The organism is Yersinia sp. 2553 StPb PI, assembly GCF_052217105.1.
Taxonomy (GTDB): domain Bacteria; phylum Pseudomonadota; class Gammaproteobacteria; order Enterobacterales; family Enterobacteriaceae; genus Yersinia; species Yersinia enterocolitica_E.
On record NZ_JAZGPX010000002.1, the window covers coordinates 1,651,834 to 1,669,913 of the forward strand.

Consider the following 18,080-nt stretch of genomic DNA (forward strand, 5'->3'; position numbering starts at 1 on the left):
CTCAATGGCTATCGGGCAAATCGAAAGAGATACCCGGCGACAATGTTGCTGGTAGCGTCAAACTTTCGCTTTCGAGTGATGCCATTGGCCAGGCACAATAGTCGGCAGCATAGAAGGCACTTGGTCGATGATTACCTGATGCCCCAACCCCGCCAAAGGGTGCAGCACTTGATGCGCCGGTCAACGGTTTGTTCCAGTTAACAATACCGGCTCGGGCTTCCAATAACAGTTGTTCAAATTGTTGCCGGTCCTCAGAAACCAGACCTATCGCCAAACCGAACCTGGTTTGATTAGCAATGTGTAATGCTTGCGTAAAATCGCCATAGCGAATAACGCTGACCAGTGGGCCGAAATACTCTTCGTCAGGGACATTGATACCAGTAATATCAATGATCCCCGGCGTCAGCACTGCACTTTGGCTATCTGGGCGGGTCATGGCTAATAATGGCTTGCCACCTAAATCCAGCAAATGTTGTTGCGCTGCCAGCATTTTTTCTGCTGCTTGTGATGAAATCACCGCTCCCATAAAGGGTGCTGGCTGCATATCCCAGCGCCCGATACGCAGGGCTTTGGCAATAGCGACAAAACGCTGTAAAAATGCATCGCCTTCAGCGCCAGATTTAACCAGTAGACGGCGCGAACAAGTGCAGCGTTGACCGGCTGAGATAAAAGCCGACTGAATAGCAAGATTTACTGCCGCATCACAGTCTGCTATCTGCTCAACAATCAATGCATTATTGCCACCCATTTCCAGTGCCAGGATTTTTTCCGGTTGGCCGGCCAGTTGGCGATGCAAGTGATAACCGGTATGGGCGCTACCGGTAAACAACAAACCATCAATATCATGTTGCGCAGCAAGGGCTTCGCCTGTTTCACGCCCACCTTGTACTAAGTTTAATACCCCGTCAGGCATACCTGCCTGCTGCCACAATTTGACGGTTTCTTCTGCCGTCTTTGGTGTTAGCTCACTGGGTTTAAATACCACCGTGTTACCGGCCAGCAATGCAGGAACGATATGCCCATTAGGGAGATGCCCTGGGAAGTTGTAAGGGCCAAATACTGCTAATACACCATGGGGACGGTGTCGTAACACGGACATACCATCAGCCATCGGTGTTTGGCTACTCCCGGTTCGGCTTTGATAGGCTTGCAACGAGATAGCCACTTTGCCAATCATTGCTTGCACCTCTGTCAGTGTTTCCCAGAGTGGCTTACTGGTTTCCAAACTGATAGTGCAGGCCAGTTGCTGTTTATACTGCTCAAGTAATGCAGCAAAACGCTGTATCACCACGACCCGCTGTTCCAGCGATGTACGCGCCCAAGCAGGGAAAGCCTGCCGTGCCGCACGACAAGCCATTGCGACATCATGGCTGTCTGCGGCGCGCGCCTGCCACAATAATTGCCTATCTATGGGGTCAAGTTTGTCGAAATGCGCGCCGTTACCGGTGCGCCATTCCCCTTGAATAAACAGTGCTGGGTGAGTCATTTTTTAATCTCCGGGGCAAAAAGGCTGACTATCCGAACCGTATCACCGGCTACGACACCCAGCGCTGCCGCATTTTTAGTCGTTAAATGCAGTAGCTCGTCTGAAAGATGAGTAGTAATCAATATTGAGCGAAAATATTGATAGCTGTCATTAGCCACTAAATAGGCAGTGCCACTCGGGTCAATATCGATGTCATCAATAACCACGATTCGCTTACTGCTGTCGCGCACCGCCCGCACTTCATCTGTGTTGGCCTCCAGTGTTGGACCGCCATCAAAGATATCCACATATCCCTGATATTGCAGGCCTTCGGTTTCCAGCACTGCACGTGCGGGAGCCGTATGTGGATGGACCTGCCCGATGACGGCCCGCGCCTCTTCTGCCAGAAAATCCACATATAACGGGTGTTTTGGCATTAATTCAGCAATAAACGCTTTCTGCCCAGTACCACTGAGATAATCAGCTTTAGCAAATTCAATGGCAAAGAAGTGCCGCCCCACATTTTCCCAAAATGGCGAACGCCCCTGTTCATCGGTATAGCCACGCATTTCCGCAATCACTTTGCGGGAGAAATACTGGCGGAATGCGGCAATGAAGAGAAAACGTACTTTTGATAAGAAGGGGCCATTTTTATCTTTACGGTATTCAGGATCGAGAAACAAGGTACAGAGTTCGCTATACCCAGTGTGATCATTGCTTAAAAACAGGGTCGGTACCGATTTGTACACATTGAGTGTTTTGGATGCATGAACCAACGTGCCGACACGGAAGTTATACCAAGGGTCATGCAAACCAACAGCCACCTCAATAGCACTAACGCCCACCACTTTTTCTCGCTCACTGTCTTCCAGAACAAACAAATAGCCCTGTTCACCCGCAGCCAAAGAACCTTGCCAGGTATTTAACGCGCGCTCAATTCGAGCGGCGAGGTGTTCTTCATTTTGTGGCAGTGAAGTCATGCCAACGCCAGTTTTACCTGCCAATTCAAGGATATCGGCCAGATCACGGCGTTCTACCGGGCGAACTATCATCATAGTCAAGGTCCCTTGCTTACTGCATCAATGTTATGACTTAACCTGTCGACAAACCTGTTCAATACCCATGGCAAGCCGGGCTAAGCCCTCTTTAATATCCTGTTGAGAAATAATCAGGGACGGAGCAAAACGCACCACATTCGGACCCGCAATCAAAGCAATAAGCCCGTACTGTGCGGCAGCCTGAACAATCTCTTTGGCCTTCTCGTCATAATCCTTGTGAAGCACACAGCCAATCAGCAACCCGCGCCCACGGATTTCAGAAAAGACTTTGTGGCGGGCGTTTATTTCAGCCAATCCAGCCAAGAACCACTGATGCCTCTCTTTTACGCCTGCGAGGAGTTCTGGTGTGTTGATAAGAGACAAAACAGTACCCGCCACGGCACAAGCCAGTGGATTACCGCCGTAGGTAGTACCATGACTGCCGACATTAAGTGCGCTGGCATATTTGGTCGTCGTTAACATTGCCGCAATCGGGAAGCCGCCCCCAAGTGCTTTGGCACTGGTCAGCACATCAGGCGTTACACCGTAATGCATGTAGGCATAAAGTTCTCCGGTACGGCCAACCCCGGTTTGTACTTCATCAAAAATAAGTAATGCGTTATGACGATCACACAAAGCTCGCAAGCCATGTAAGAACTCGCTATCAGCGGGTAGCACACCACCTTCCCCCTGAATCGGTTCCACAATGACAGCACAGGTTCGGTCATTAATCAGTTCCTCCGCTGAGGCGATATCATTGAAAATACCGTGGCTGATCCCCCCCGGTAGCGGAGCAAAGTCTTGCGAATATTTCGGCTGCCCGCCCGCAGAAACGGTAAACAGCGTCCGGCCATGAAATGCATTCCTGAATGCCACAATCTGGTTCTTTTCGCCGGCAAGCCCTGGCTTATTACCGAAATTATTCAACGCATATTTACGGGCCAGTTTCAGTGCCGCTTCATTGGCTTCAGCCCCAGAGTTACAAAAGAAAACTTTCTCGGCGAAAGTGGCATCAATCAATTGTTTTGCCAGGCGCAGTACCGGTTCATTGGTATAGCCGTTACCCAAGTGCCATACTTTTTCTGCCTGCTCAATCAGTGCTGCTTTTACTGCCGGATGCCCATGTCCCAAGGCATTTACGGCGATACCACCAGCAAAATCGATATAAGATTTGCCCTGCTGATCCCACAGTGTCGCGCCTTCCCCTCGCACGATAATAAAATCTGCTGGTGCATAGGTTGGCACGATCCATTCATCAAAAGACTGTCGGGTAACGGGGATTGGGTGTTCCATAGTGGCCTCTTTGATCAGCGTAAATATGGGGTTGAGAGAGTCATCGTTTGAGGTCACCATACCCCAACAAAAATCTCTTATTCTGTTAACAATAAAGAATGAAATATATTCACCTGATATAAAGTGTACAGCAGCTTTCATGCCACACCAGTCACAATGTGAATAAAATGTACAAATTCCATTAAAACAATAATTTAAATTGCATAGTTATGCAAAACACTCGCATTCATACTGAACTTTAGCGAAGAGAAAAGCCATTTTCGTGGGTTTGAGTAGAAATTATATGCATTTGACATCAATTTTGATTTTTGCTCTGTCAGATCACATTACAGCAACACAAAAATAACAATTAAGCTTTCCAACGCCCTATAAATGGGCAGTGAATGCATCAATTAAGTGCATTTCTCCTGCTAACAAGGCCGGTGATACGAAAGGATTTACTCCGTTTATGCATAATGGAATGAGGGATATTGCAGAAATAGCGGCAGAAGATAATGCTGTTATAGCTCCATTTTCTGGAGCCAGGTAAATATACTCATAGCGGAAATTAGATGGTTATCGACGCGAGCGGCTATTATCTATGACGCTGGTGAGTTGATTAATCAGTTGCGCCAGTATGCGGATGGCTTGTTCGCTCTGTTCCGACCAGGCAAACGAAGCATTCAGGCGAAAACAGTGATCAAACTGACTGCCCGTGGTAAACATTCTCCCCGGCGCGATGCTAACCCCCTGCGCCAACGCCCGCCGATATAACTCACTGGCATTAAACGGCGGTTCCAACTCCAGCCAAAGGAAATATCCCCCCGCAGGATGGCTGATTTTGACATTTTTAGGAAAATGCTCAATAACCGCCTGATGCAGCGTATTGAGCCGCTGTTCCATTAAGCGGCGCAGGTGGCGCAGATGAATGTCATATCCCCCCTGACTGAGATAATCTGCAATCGCTAACTGAGTCGGCACACTGGCCGAAACCGTACTCATCAGTTGTAAGTGCTGAATTCGCTGCGCATGTTCCCCTGCTGCGACCCAACCGACACGGAATCCCGGCGCCAGGCATTTAGAAAACGATGAGCAATGCAGAATTTGCCGATGCTGATCGAGTGCTTTGGCTGGCAACGGCCGCTCCGCACCAAAGTACAACTCACCATAAACATCATCTTCAATCAACGAGATATTATTCTGCTGTAGCAGGGCTACGAGCCGTTCTTTCTGCGGCCAGGACATCGTGCAACCCAATGGATTTTGAAAATGTGTCATCAGCCAACAAGCTTTGATCGGGTATTGGTTAATCACCTGTTCGAGCGCATCGAGGTCCATACCCTGTTGTGGGTGGGTTGTAATGGCAATCGCTTTTAGCCGCAAACGCTCGATCGCCTGTAATGCACCATAAAATGCGGGTGACTCAATCACTACCCAATCTCCGGGCTGCGTAACCGCTTGCAAGCTCAGACTTAGTGATTCCATCGCACCCGCAGTGATAACAATTTCTTCAGGGGAGACATTCATTCCACTGGCGGCATAACGCTGAGCTATATTGCGCCGCAAACTTTCGTTACCCGGTGGTAAGTTAGTCACAGAGCTTTGTGGTGATATCTTACGTGCGACGCTGGCCAGCGCCCGTGATAATCGGGGTTGTAACAATAAACTCGGATCGGGAAATGCCGAGCCAAATGGCATTATTGCTGGGTCTTTCCCTGCCTGTAGTACATCAAAAATAAAGGCATTAATGTCTACCTGTTCATCCAGATGCAGTTTTTTCCCTCGCTGTGGCTGGGGTAATTGTGTCGGCCGTGAAGCAACATAATATCCCGACTGCGGCCGGGCCACGATCCAACCTTGGCTTTCTAATAGCTGATAGGACTGCACTACGGTCATCAGACTTAATCCTGATTGTTTACAACTTTCCCGCAACGAAGGCAGCTTGTCACCCGCCTGCCAGACCTTGGATTGTATTTGTGCCCGGATTTGCTGAGCTAACTGTTCATATCGAGTCATAAGCCAACTGTTATAGGTAAGATTGAATTAATTGTCACTATTATAGCCACTTTAACTTATGGTTAACTAACTGCCAAGTTTACTCCGCCAAATAATCGCCTGTTGTCACTACCTGTTATCGGGATAACTAATACCGGCGTGATTCATTTTATAGATTAATGAGGCAGCACCATGTTTGCAGCGAGGTCACTATGTTTGGCTTAACCGCTCTAGAGTTGGCCAGAATCCAATTCGCTTTTACCATCTCATTCCATATCATCTTTCCAGCCATCACTATTGGGTTGGCCAGTTTTCTTGCGGTGTTAGAAGGTTTATGGTTAAAAACCAAAAATGAGGATTACCGCGACCTCTATCATTTCTGGTCAAAAATATTTGCCGTTAACTTTGGTATGGGTGTGGTATCTGGTTTGGTCATGGCCTATCAATTCGGCACTAACTGGAGCTTTTTTTCAGAATTTGCCGGCAGTATCACCGGCCCGTTGCTGACATATGAAGTACTGACCGCGTTCTTCCTTGAAGCCGGTTTCCTCGGGGTGATGCTTTTTGGTTGGAACCGCGTTGGGCCGGGTTTGCATTTCTTTGCAACCTGCATGGTGGCATTAGGCACGTTGATGTCTACCTTCTGGATACTCGCCTCCAATAGCTGGATGCAAACCCCCCAAGGCTTTGAAGTTATTAATGGGCAAGTGGTGCCTGTCGATTGGTTGAAAGTGATATTCAATCCATCCTTCCCCTATCGGTTACTGCATATGTCCACGGCTGCTTTCCTTGCATCGGCATTCTTTGTCGGCGCCTCTGCCGCCTGGCATTTACTGCGTAAACGGGATACACCCGCGATGCGGAAAATGCTGTCAATGGCAATGTGGATGGCGTTGATCGTTGCCCCACTACAGGCGGTTATTGGCGATGCCCATGGCTTGAATACACTGGAATATCAACCGGCTAAGATTGCGGCGATTGAAGGGCACTGGGAAAACAAGCCCGGAGAACCCACGCCACTCATTCTGTTTGGTTGGCCAGACATGAAGCAGGAGAAAACCCATTTTGCGCTGGAAATTCCTTATTTAGGCAGCTTGATCCTCACTCACAGCTTAGAAAAACAGATCCCAGCATTGAAATCTTTCCCAGTGGAAGATCGTCCGAACTCAACCATTGTCTTCTGGTCCTTCCGTATTATGGTCGGATTAGGCATGTTGATGATCTTGGCCGGTATCTGGAGTTTATGGCTACGCTGGCGTGGCAGCTTATACCAATCGCGCCCTTTCCTCTATTTTGTGCTGTGGATGGGACCGTCGGGTTTAATTGCTATTCTGGCCGGTTGGTTCACCACCGAAGTCGGCCGCCAACCGTGGATAGTCTATGGTTTGCAACGCACCAGTGATGCGGTTTCATCTCATGGCGAAATGCATATGAGTATCAGCCTGCTGGTCTTTATTGTGGTTTATGGTTCGGTATTTGGGGTTGGTTACGCTTACATGATGCGGCTTATCCGTAAAGGGCCAAAAGCGCATGAAGGTACCCAGCAACAACCCGGCGGACCCGGTCAGCCGAATACGCCATCACGGCCACTGTCGGCAGTAAGTGAGTCATTTAGTTCTGACAACCACCAAAGCAGGAGCTAATTATGGGTATCGATCTTCCACTGATTTGGTTTGTCATTATCGTTTTCAGTACCATGATGTATGTAGTGATGGATGGTTTTGATTTGGGTATCGGGATCCTGTTTCCACTGGTAAAACACAGCCGTGATCGGGACTTGATGATGAACAGCGTCGCCCCCGTGTGGGATGGTAACGAAACCTGGCTGGTTCTTGGAGGGGCGGCCTTATTAGGTGCTTTCCCGTTGGCATATGCAGTTATTCTGGATGCACTGGCAATTCCTCTTACCCTAATGTTATTGGGTTTGATCTTCCGTGGCGTAGCCTTCGAATTTCGCTTTAAAGCCAGCGCTGAAAAACAGCATATCTGGGATAAAGCCTTTATCGGTGGGTCATTGATTGCCACCTTTACTCAGGGCATAGTGGTCGGTGCTTTTATTCACGGCTTCCCGGTAACGGGGCGGAGTTATAGTGGCGGCCCATTTGACTGGTTGACACCTTTTGCTCTGTTTTGCGGCTTCGGTCTGGTTATAGCCTATGCACTACTCGGCTGTACCTGGCTCATTATGAAAACCGAAGGACATGTGCAACAGGTCATGCATAAGCTAGCCACACCACTGACATGTGTAATGCTGCTCGTTATTACCATCATTAGCCTGTGGACACCGCTTGCACATCCACAAATTGCGGCACGCTGGTTTACGCTACCCAATCTGTTTTTGTTCTTACCGGTGCCATTATTGGTAGTCCTGGCTAGTTGGGTATTACTGCGCTCAGTTAAACGGGGTGGGCATTATGCCCCCTTCCTATTGACGTTATTGCTGGTGTTCCTTGGCTATAGCGGTTTGGGTATTAGCATTTGGCCTTATCTTATTCCGCCATCCATTACTTTGTGGCAAGCGGCAGCTCCGCCGCAAAGTCTGGGTTTTATGCTGGTCGGCGCACTCTTTATTATTCCTATTATTTTGGTTTACACCTTCTGGAGCTACTACGTATTCCGAGGGAAAATCCATCACGATCAAGGTTACCACTAAGTACCAAGTGGATAATGACAATCATGGGCTAGTTCGCTGGCCCTGATATGTTCTTATAGTGAATATTAGAATTTGTATGCATGAGACTTATATGTCTGAAAATAAAACGATAAAATCACAAACAGCCCTTCAGCCAACTGAACAGCTAAAATCGCCTTGGTGGAAGAAGATCGGCTGGATGTTACTTATTTGGTGCGGTAGCGTACTGACTTTATTCGCAGTTTCTATGTTGTTTCGTATGATGATGACTGCGGCCGGCATGAAGTCCCATTAACGCTTACATGACACGATGAACATACGGTAAGGTTGCCACGTTTATTGGTCAAAGGAATATTATGTTATGAAACGTTACCTCATCCCCTTGGTTAATCAGATAGCTTTACTGATGATGCTACTGGGTTTACTGGGCCTTGCCGGTATGACTATCTCGTCATGGATGGCGCAAAGTATTCAGGGTAACGCGCATGCCATCAACAAAGCAGGCTCGCTACGCATGCAAAGCTACCGGCTGCTTTCAATGGTACCGTTAAATAATGGTGATTTGCCCTACCTGGTTGCACTCGAGCAGGATAAAACCAGTAGCGACTTACAACATGCGTTACAGCGAGAAGGGTTAACCAGCCAATATCAACAAATAGAGCGTTACTGGCAAACCACGCTAAAACCACAGTTGCTACAAGCTAAACATCCCGATGACGTTGCCGTCAACGTGGCAGACTTTGTCCACCAGCTAGATGCTCTGGTATTAGCCATTGACCATAAAACTGAACAACGCTTGTTATTGGTTACCATGATTCAACTGGTGTTCATTGTTCTGACAATGAGTTTACTATTGGCCACTATCTATTATTTGCGCCGCCGCATACTGCGTCCATGGCTGCAATTAATCTCCATGGCGAATGCGATTGGTCGCGGTGATTTCAGCAAACGCTATACGCTGTCTTATCAACGAGATGAAATGGGAATGCTGGGTACCGCATTGAATCGAATGTCGCAGGAACTTTCTTTGATATACAGTGACTTGGAGCAACGAGTTACTCAAAAAACCGCTGATTTACAACAAAAAAATCAAGTATTAGCCTTTCTATATCATAGTAGCCGTCAATTACATACCCACCAACCATTAAGCGAGCGCTTAGTTCCAATTATCGAGCAGCTACAAACACTGACACCATTGGAAAATGTGCAGATCTGTTTATATGAAAATCATCTTTATCGCGATCATCTCGCTGATAACGCCGATGGCGAATATCTGCCGCCCCAAAACAGCCCGGCACAACTCACTATTAGCAGCTCATCTGGCGGAGTGAGTAGTGCTGTTTTGCGGGAATCTTTGAGTTGGAGTCTGAGTGATAAGCTTGGTCAATATGGGTTACTACTGGCAAAACTACCCACTGATAAATCACTCAATTCAGATCAGCAGCAACTGGTCAATATGCTGGTGGAGCAACTGAGCAGTACATTGGCTCTGGAAAGCCAAGCCCGGCATCAGCAGCAATTATTATTGATGGAAGAGCGTTCAGCCATTGCCCGGGAACTGCATGACTCCATCGCCCAGTCGCTTTCCTGCCTCAAAATTCAAATCAGTTGTTTGCAGATGCAAGCGCCCGACATGCCGGAACCCAGTAAACTTTTAGTACAGCAAATGCGCGATGAACTTAACATCGCCTACCGCCAGCTACGTGAATTACTGACGACCTTCCGCCTGAAGCTAAATGAGGCAACATTACAAGCGGCACTTCAGACTTTGGTAAATGAATTCAGCGAGCGAGCCAGTTTACCCATTACCCTCGAGTTTAACTTGCCGTCAGACTGTGTCCCCGACCATCAAGCCATTCATATGGTTAACATTGCCCGTGAAGCACTGAACAACATTTATAAGCATGCTCACGCCAGTATGGCCACAGTCAGGGTTACTGTTGAGCAAGGTGATGTCATCATGTCCATCCGCGATAACGGCTGTGGGATTGGACAGGCCAGCGAGCGGCCTAATCATTACGGTTTGATCATTATGCAGGATCGGGCAAATAGCCTGAATGGTGACTGTAACATCCGCCAACGGGACGATGGCGGAACAGAAGTTCAGGTGCGATTTGCTCCAGATAATGACTCTCTTGACTGATGCTTTCTGTCCAGATGGCCTATCTCTACCGCTTCGTGGCTAGATCTGGTAATCAATCACCACCTCATCTGCTGCCTCTGCCAACACTTTCTCTTTAATATCATGCAAAGAAAGTGTTGGATTACAGAGCTGTATAAAGAACCAAATGAAGTTACGTTGTAACTGACCTCGTTTTAGCCCTAGCCAAACAGTATTAGCATCAAACAAGTGTTCGGCATTTAGTCGTACTAACCCTTTATCACGATGTGCCTCGTAGGACATATCCGCCAGAATGCCGACTCCCATGCCGAGTTCAACATAGGTCTTAATTACATCAGAATCTTGTGCACTGAGTGCAATATCGGGTGTCAGTCCAGCATTTTTGAAGGCATTGTCCAAACGTGAGCGGCCAGTAATCCCCTGACGATAGGTAATCAATGGCAACGTACTCAGCGTTTCAAGGGTGATATTAGGGTCTTGTGTTAGCGGGTGATTATCCGGCACGACAATAGCGTGGTGCCAGCGATAATAAGGAAACGTGGCGACAGACTCGTCACTCATTAATAGTTCAGTAGCAATACCAATATCCGCTTCACCGGAATGCAGCATGGCTGCAATCTCTTGCGGGTTCCCTTGGCTAATAACTAACTTAACTTGCGGGTATAACAGGCGGAATTCTTTAATCACCCGAGGCAAACTGTAGCGAGCTTGAGTGTGTGTGGTAGCAATATGCAACTGTCCACTATCATTATTGCTGAATACATCAGCCAGACGGCGGATTTGATTAGCATCATTCAGCATGCGTTCGGCTACTGTCAGCAACTCCTTGCCCGGTTCAGTCATCCCGAGCAACCGTTTTCCTCGTCGAACGAAGATCTCAATACCCAATTCTTCTTCTAGTTCGCGAATATGCCGGCTAACACCCGATTGTGAGGTAAATAAAGTATTAGCCACTTCGGTCAGGTTATAGTTGCAACGGGCTGATTCCCGAATAATTTTAAGCTGCTGGAAATTCACATTTAGCCCCTTTTGATTTCACTCTATTTGGTAGATAGATTTACGGGGGAAAATGGCCACCAACAAATACAAAAAAACCGTTGCTTATGTTTTTTTGTGCTAAGTAAAGCTTATGGCATACGTAAATCACTATACTATGGTGGTAAAAATTGAAATAACCCAATTTATCAAAAAGATAGGGGAAATAGAGGGGTTTCTAATTTTGGGGGAGAAATTAAAATCAGCTATATTTAATTACTTTTTAATATACCCAGAGCTATTGGTATTGCCGGTAGAGCGCCGACTCCCCTACTGATGCGTCAGTTACCCAGAGGATCGTACTTTGCCGTTAGACGCCCTTTTGGCTCGGTGCTAAAATCGCTTAATAAAATTCATCTGCCAAGACTTTATCTCCTTCATATTCATGCCAGGGAGTGAGTTGACATTGATGTTATTCAGCCTTTTATGTATGTAAGGCTGTTCAGGAGTTACTCATGCCATTGGCTATTATCGCACTCACCATTGCTACCTTTGGCATTGGTACCAGCGAGTTTGTAATTATGGGGTTATTGCCGGAAGTTGCCCATGACTTGGGGGTCAGTATCCCTAAAACCGGGATGTTGGTTTCTGTTTATGCCATGGGTGTGGTAATCGGCGCACCTTTATTGGCTATTGCAACGGCGCGAATCCCGCGTAAATCCACACTTTTGGGTTTAATTGTCCTGTTTATTATTGGCAATGTCCTGTGTGCATTGGCACAAACCTATAACTTATTGATGGCTGCCCGTATTATTGCAGCGCTCTGCCATGGCACTTTCTTTGGTTTGGCATCGGTGGTCGCCACTGATTTGGTCCAACCTAACCGCCGGGCGCGGGCAATAGCATTAGTCTTTATGGGTGTCACACTGGCAAATGTACTTGGTGTGCCATTAGGTACAGCAGTTGGACAAGCTTTTGGTTGGCGAGCCGCTTTCTGGGGTGTCAGTGCTATTGGTATTGTAGCTATCATCGCGGTAATCGCCTGGTTACCGAATAATATTCCGATGAAGAGAATCAGTCCTAAGCTGGAATTCAAAACCCTGATGCAGAAAAAAGTGCAAACCGCCTTACTGCTATCAGTATTAACCAATGCCAGCCTGTTTACTGTTTTCACTTATATTGCACCATTATTGCGTGAGGTGACGCGAGTTTCTGAACATGGCGTTACTGTGGTGTTATTGATTCTTGGGGTTGGGTTGTCCATCGGCAGCGTGATGGGAGGTCGTTTAGGCGACAAAAACCTGGTGGGATCCATGACCCGACTAATCGCCATACTGATAGCTATCCTGCTGGCGCTGCATTACACCATTGGTTTCTATTTACCGGCACTACTGACATTGTTTATCTGGAGTATTGTGGCTTTTGCCTTGTGCCCAATGTTACAACTATTAGTAGTGGATCAGGCCCGTGACGCCCCTAATCTGGCATCAACCTTTAACCAAAGCGCGTTCAATTTAGGTAATGCATTGGGCGCCTGGTTCGGTGGCACCTTGCTGGCTTTTGGTCTGCAATTACAGCAACTTCCGCTGGCTGCAATGGTCGTGATGGTTATCGCACTGGTCACTATGTTGCGTTTAAGATTGCATTTCCGTCGAACGGCAATTGTAAAACCCATCAATTAAGCAATCAATTCATCTTGCCCTACATATCTGTGGGGCAAATGCGCCGTTGCAGCCTATCGCACTCTTTTTATGCAAATAATTATCATTAACATTGGTTGATGTTATAGTTTATCCCTTTATAAGCCACAACCTCTGCTGGCTGATGACCAAGAATAAAACATCATAGGATAAGAAGGATAAACTGTGACCACAGGATCAACCGCAGCAAAACCCACACATCGCCCAGTTCCACCGCGTCTGATTCAGGTGAAAAAGATAGTGGATACCTCACCGCATTTACGTCGAATCACCTTCCATAGCCCGACATTGCAGAATTACCCGTCTGATTGCGCGGGCGCTCATTTGAAAATCTTCCTACCTTTGGCGAGCCAAACTCAGCCGGAACTGCCAGTACTTGGTGAAAAAGGTCCAATCTGGCCTGCCGCCGAGGTCCGTCCGATTGTTCGAACCTATTCTGTTCGTGCTTCTCGCCCAGAACTGAGTGAGCTGGATATTGAGTTTGCTATTCATGATCACCGTGGTCCGGCGGTCGATTTTGCCCGCAATGCCAAAGTCGGTGATTGGTTAGGGATTACCAATCCTGGTGGACCGGAAACTATGTTGCCAGCAGCGGCATACAGCTATCTAGTGGGTGACCCCGCCTCACTGCCCGCTATTGCCGCCTTACTGGAAACCCTGCCTGCAAATGCCGAAGGCCATGCCATCATCCGTGTAGATAGCCCGCAAGATGTATTGAATCTGATTAAACCTGCCGGGTTGGAACTGAGTTGGGTCATTGGGGGTACGGAAAAAACAGGTGATGTGATAACCCAATTCTGTGCGCTGAATCTGCTGATGGAAGAGTCAACATTCTGGCTGGCTGGAGAAGATAGCATGGTGGTGCAATTGCGCCGTTATCTGCGCCGAGAAAAAGGGTGTGAGCGGCAGCAACTTTATGCTGTACCCTACTGGCGCGAAGGGCTGAATGAAGAAGATTATCACCATAAGCGCCATGAAGTTATGGACAATATTGACGAGTAAGATTAATTAATATCTGTAAAATCAATGGACATTACCCTGTAGTGTCCGTTTTCATAGCTATTTTTTTTACCCTTTCCAGTTAAAACCTTGTAAATTTTCTGCGACAATTCCCTGTTATTTGTTAGTCTTAAAGCTACTTAGCCTACAATATGGCACTTAATTATCATTAAATGGCTCTAATGCCCGTTTAATGCAGTAAAGTTATTAGGAGCGCTCTCGAAATGAAGTCGCAAAATGATCCTGGCCGATCTAAATCTCGCCATCACGAATACTCCCTCATCCTGCCGATCATTGCATTGGTCATTCTTAATATCTGGGGTGATACCAGCAATTTTGCTGCTGTTATTGTTATCAACCTGATCGCACTTGTGGGTATCCTGAGCAGTGCTTTTAGCGTAGTGCGCCATGCCGACGTATTAGCACACCGCCTGGGAGAACCCTATGGCTCTTTAATCCTCAGTCTGTCGGTTGTTGTGCTTGAGGTCAGTTTGATCTCAGCCATGATGGCAACAGGTGATGCCGCACCCGCCCTGATGCGCGATACGCTCTATTCAATCATCATGATTGTGATTGGTGGATTGGTCGGTGTTTCCTTGCTGCTCGGCGGTCGAAAATTTGCTACCCAGCATGTCAATCTGGTAGGCATTAAACAGTATCTGATGGCTATATTCCCGCTGGCTATCATTGTGTTGGTGCTACCGAGTACCCTGCCCGGCGGCAACTTTAGCGTGGCTCAATCACTGGTTGTCGCAGCAATTTCAGCCGCGATGTACGGTGTTTTTCTGCTGATTCAAACCAAAACGCACCAAAGTCTATTTGTGTATGAACATGAGGATGAAGGTGACGACCCGAGTGACCCTCACCATGGTAAGCCATCCTCACACAGTAGCTTGTGGCACACATTTTGGTTGTTAATTCATTTAATAGCAGTAATAGCCGTTACCAAATTTGATGCCAACCCATTAGAAGCACTGCTTACTGAGTTAAATGCACCGGCTAAATTTACCGGTTTCCTGATTGCTCTGCTAATCCTCTCCCCTGAAGGATTAGGGGCGTTAAAAGCGGTGCTGGCTAATCAGGTACAGCGTGCGATGAACCTGTTCTTCGGCTCAGTGCTGGCAACCATTTCACTGACCGTTCCTGCGGTTACCTTGATTGCGGTAATCACCGGGCAAGAGTTGAACTTTGGTCTGGAAGCGCCACATATCGTGGTGATGGTCAGCGTGTTGATTTTGTCGCAAATATCATTTTCCACCGGCAGAACCAACGTACTTAATGGTACCGCCCATCTGGCGCTATTTGCCGCTTATATGATGACTATCATGCTGTAACTTCATGCCCGCCAAGGGATAAGCAAAGGGCAAACGTTTATCGCGCTTGCCCTTTTTTATCGGGTCATCCATTCATAACACTGAGTTATGAATAGGCATTTAGAGTGTGTTGGCAGAGTGCAGAGCGGACACAGTCCTGTTTATCAAAGCGGATGATACCAATCATTTCATCCTCAGCAAAACGCTCCAGCGCGTCACTGAGACCTGATTTCACACCACGCGGAAGGTCGCATTGGGTGATATCGCCATTAACGATGACCGTAACATTTTCACCGAGACGGGTTAGGAACATCTTCATTTGGCTGGCGGTTACATTTTGTGCCTCATCGAGGATCACTACCGCATTCTCAAAGGTACGCCCGCGCATATAGGCGAAAGGCGCAATTTCCACTTTGCCGATTTCTGGGCGCAGGCAGTATTGCATGAAAGACGAGCCGAGCCGGCGCAGCAGAATGTCATACACCGGGCGGAAGTAAGGCGCGAACTTCTCAGAGATATCACCAGGTAAGAACCCCAGATCCTCATCAGCCTGTAGTACAGGTCGCGTCACAATTATCCGATCAACTTCTTTGTGAATCAGTGCTTCTGCGGCCTTAGCCGCGCTGATAAAGGTTTTACCACACCCAGCTTCGCCGGTCGCAAAGATGAGCAGTTTATTGTCTATGGCTGATAAGTAATGACCTTGAGCTTCCGTACGCGCCTGAATAACGGAGGTATCACGGCTATCCCGTGCCATACCTATTGATTCAACACCGCCCATTTGCACTAACGATGTCACGTTTTCTTCCTCACGTTGACGATGGCTACGTGAATCACGTCTAATTACGCGTTTCGCTTCACGACGAGCTTTGATCACTGCTTTCTGTCTTCCCATAGTGGCACCTTACAGTTTGTTTCACCTACCGCAGCAGCGGTTGCCTGCGCGATTATATCCGTCATACTTCAAGCTGCATGTGTGTTGACTTCCTGCAACTCGAATTACTTTGGGTATATGTTTCACATACGGATGAGGTTTTTGGCTTCCTTCGCAGCCAATAATAGCCAATGAAAAATGCGAGTAGCGTCAACACCCAGGCCCCAAAATGACTTGGGTAAAAACAGGTCTGGGGTGAGAACGATATCGCAAGGGAGTTATTACGTGACATGAATACTTGAAACAATAACGCTGGAGACAAAAATATATCAGGGATAGATAATGACAGTACTGCTGGAAAATGAGAGTCGGAGGGGGAGCCCTCGTAACAACGAGTTGCTTGGGTAAAACAGTGGTCTTGTCTTAACAGCCCAATCATGGACTCTAGCATTAGCGATCCCCGCAGTGATAAACAACAGCCTAAGCTATGCACCGTGTGAAAAATACCGCCAGATGATTACAGTATAATGACACTCTTAAGTTTCGCGATCTCAAAATGTAAAAAAATATAATTTTTTTATTTGCTCATTTTTTGCTCTGATTATTTTTTGCATCGCGCTATACTATTAAGCCCTGTTTTACTCCCTGCATCAAACGAGCTTCGTAATTTCGCCTTTACCTTTTTTATTTGGGTTATAAGTAAAGACGAAAATAAAAAAACATCATTAATACAATAGAATAAACTCAAATGTAATTAACCAGATCCTCTCTAACGGCTGATTCTTAAATCCTGTAAACGTGCTATTTGTCGGCCTTCACTATCAAAGTTCTCCAGAGCCAGCCAATCATTAAATGCCTGCTTAATTAATGGCCATTCACGATCAGTTATGGAATACCAATTGGTGTCTCTATTGCGCCCTTTAGTCACAATCGCCTGACGAAATTGGCCCTCATACTGAAAACCAAAACGAGACGCAGCAGAGTTTGAGGGTTCATTCAATGAATCGCATTTCCACTCACAGCGCCGATAACCTAATTTATCGAAGACATAATGTAATAGTAAATATATTGCCTCTGTCCCTGCCGAGTTACGTTTTAAACGTGGCGACCAATTCACTGAACCTATCTCGATAACACCATTATTCTCATCAATTCGCTGTAAGCCAACCGTCCCCAATGCAAGGCCCGTCTGTGCATCAATAACCGTATAGTGGACAGCCCCCGGTGCATTGATCAGGGTTTGCAGATAGAGATGAAAATCAGCTTCATTTTCAGGTCGTTCACAATAAAAATAAGTCCAGTCATCGGCCTCTTTCGCCATGTGATACGCCTGATATAACGACGCTTCATGCTTGTCTGCATTCACTGGCGCGAGATAGCAAAAATGGCCGGGTAAAATCTCACGCTGAGGTTGCTGCGCTGATTGCCAATGCGGTAATTCAGTGCCGATAGTTTGCCCAAAATAGTTTTGCTTCACTGTATGCTCCTTTTAAACACAACTGGCAGAGGAATATCAATTATTACGATACTCAATGATTTCACGCGCGGTAATTCCTGCCAAATCATAGCAATATATAAGGCAAGAATGGCAAAACAAAGTGACGTTTTTTGGCGGGAAATAGCTGAAATAATAGCAAGCAGGGTCTGAATACCCGATATAAGTACAGAATAACTTACTATCAGGTATTCAGAGATG

Annotated in this window: 14 protein-coding genes and 1 pseudogene; 7 read left to right on the plus strand and 8 right to left on the minus strand. The window is 47.0% G+C overall.

The window, feature by feature from the left end; all coding sequences use genetic code 11:
* Nucleotide 1: 1 nt before the first annotated feature.
* The 4 genes from astD to V2A84_RS08860 all read right to left on the minus strand — a co-directional run bounded on the left by astD (nucleotide 2) and on the right by V2A84_RS08860 (nucleotide 5,790).
* A complete protein-coding gene (astD, locus tag V2A84_RS08845; protein WP_372569107.1) occupies nucleotides 2-1,486 on the minus strand; it encodes a succinylglutamate-semialdehyde dehydrogenase in 1,485 nt (494 codons plus the stop codon).
* Nucleotides 1,483-2,520 carry an arginine N-succinyltransferase gene (astA, locus tag V2A84_RS08850; RefSeq protein WP_083159050.1) on the minus strand — a complete coding sequence of 346 codons (1,038 nt, stop codon included), beginning with the start codon at nucleotides 2,518-2,520 and terminating at the stop codon, nucleotides 1,483-1,485. Before astA ends, astD begins: the two co-directional genes overlap by 4 nt.
* A 30-nt stretch (nucleotides 2,521-2,550) precedes the next feature.
* Entirely contained in the window at nucleotides 2,551-3,795 is a 1,245-nt protein-coding gene (locus tag V2A84_RS08855) for an aspartate aminotransferase family protein (RefSeq protein ID WP_102970427.1), read from the minus strand.
* A 555-nt stretch (nucleotides 3,796-4,350) separates the two neighbouring features.
* On the minus strand, nucleotides 4,351-5,790 hold the full coding sequence (locus V2A84_RS08860) for an aminotransferase-like domain-containing protein (RefSeq protein ID WP_442848704.1): 1,440 nt from the start codon (nucleotides 5,788-5,790) through the stop codon (nucleotides 4,351-4,353).
* 191 nt (nucleotides 5,791-5,981) lie between these two features.
* Between V2A84_RS08860 and V2A84_RS08865 the strand changes: the two genes are divergently transcribed.
* The 4 genes from V2A84_RS08865 to narX all read left to right on the plus strand — a co-directional run bounded on the left by V2A84_RS08865 (nucleotide 5,982) and on the right by narX (nucleotide 10,544).
* Nucleotides 5,982-7,412: a cytochrome ubiquinol oxidase subunit I gene (locus V2A84_RS08865; protein ID WP_083159052.1), complete on the plus strand. Its 1,431-nt coding sequence runs from the start codon at nucleotides 5,982-5,984 to the stop codon at nucleotides 7,410-7,412.
* 2 nt (nucleotides 7,413-7,414) lie between these two features.
* Complete coding sequence (cydB, locus tag V2A84_RS08870; protein WP_083159053.1) at nucleotides 7,415-8,422, plus strand: cytochrome d ubiquinol oxidase subunit II; 1,008 nt, start codon at nucleotides 7,415-7,417, stop codon at nucleotides 8,420-8,422.
* Between the two features lie 91 nt (nucleotides 8,423-8,513).
* The gene (locus tag V2A84_RS08875) at nucleotides 8,514-8,696 is read left to right on the plus strand and encodes a DUF2474 domain-containing protein (protein ID WP_227746537.1); all 183 of its coding nucleotides are present in this window, start codon (nucleotides 8,514-8,516) and stop codon (nucleotides 8,694-8,696) included.
* Between the two features lie 66 nt (nucleotides 8,697-8,762).
* A complete protein-coding gene (gene narX / locus V2A84_RS08880) occupies nucleotides 8,763-10,544 on the plus strand; it encodes a nitrate/nitrite two-component system sensor histidine kinase NarX (RefSeq protein WP_083159055.1) in 1,782 nt (593 codons plus the stop codon).
* 39 nt (nucleotides 10,545-10,583) lie between these two features.
* Here the strand turns inward: narX and cbl are convergent, their stop codons facing one another.
* Nucleotides 10,584-11,540, minus strand: a complete 957-nt coding sequence (cbl, locus tag V2A84_RS08885; RefSeq protein WP_083159056.1) for an HTH-type transcriptional regulator Cbl — start codon at nucleotides 11,538-11,540, stop codon at nucleotides 10,584-10,586.
* A gap of 473 nt (nucleotides 11,541-12,013) precedes the next feature.
* On the opposite strand from cbl, the gene V2A84_RS08890 reads away from it, so the two are divergent.
* From V2A84_RS08890 to chaA, 3 genes are all read left to right on the plus strand, one after another.
* On the plus strand, nucleotides 12,014-13,180 hold the full coding sequence (locus V2A84_RS08890; RefSeq protein ID WP_083159058.1) for an MFS transporter: 1,167 nt from the start codon (nucleotides 12,014-12,016) through the stop codon (nucleotides 13,178-13,180).
* Between the two features lie 183 nt (nucleotides 13,181-13,363).
* Entirely contained in the window at nucleotides 13,364-14,200 is an 837-nt protein-coding gene (locus V2A84_RS08895) for a siderophore-interacting protein (protein ID WP_083159059.1), read from the plus strand.
* Between the two features lie 221 nt (nucleotides 14,201-14,421).
* The gene (gene chaA / locus V2A84_RS08900; protein WP_083159060.1) at nucleotides 14,422-15,531 is read left to right on the plus strand and encodes a sodium-potassium/proton antiporter ChaA; all 1,110 of its coding nucleotides are present in this window, start codon (nucleotides 14,422-14,424) and stop codon (nucleotides 15,529-15,531) included.
* Nucleotides 15,532-15,616: 85 nt separating this feature from the next.
* Here the strand turns inward: chaA and phoH are convergent, their stop codons facing one another.
* The 3 genes and pseudogenes from phoH to V2A84_RS08915 form a co-directional block, all read right to left on the minus strand.
* Complete coding sequence (gene phoH, locus V2A84_RS08905) at nucleotides 15,617-16,405, minus strand: phosphate starvation-inducible protein PhoH (protein WP_032906294.1); 789 nt, start codon at nucleotides 16,403-16,405, stop codon at nucleotides 15,617-15,619.
* 122 nt (nucleotides 16,406-16,527) lie between these two features.
* Nucleotides 16,528-16,835, minus strand: a pseudogene (locus tag V2A84_RS08910) (hypothetical protein).
* 318 nt (nucleotides 16,836-17,153) lie between these two features.
* Nucleotides 17,154-17,861 (minus strand): GNAT family N-acetyltransferase, encoded by a 708-nt coding sequence (locus tag V2A84_RS08915; protein WP_083159061.1) that lies wholly within the window; start codon nucleotides 17,859-17,861, stop codon nucleotides 17,154-17,156.
* Nucleotides 17,862-18,080: the final 219 nt, after the last annotated feature.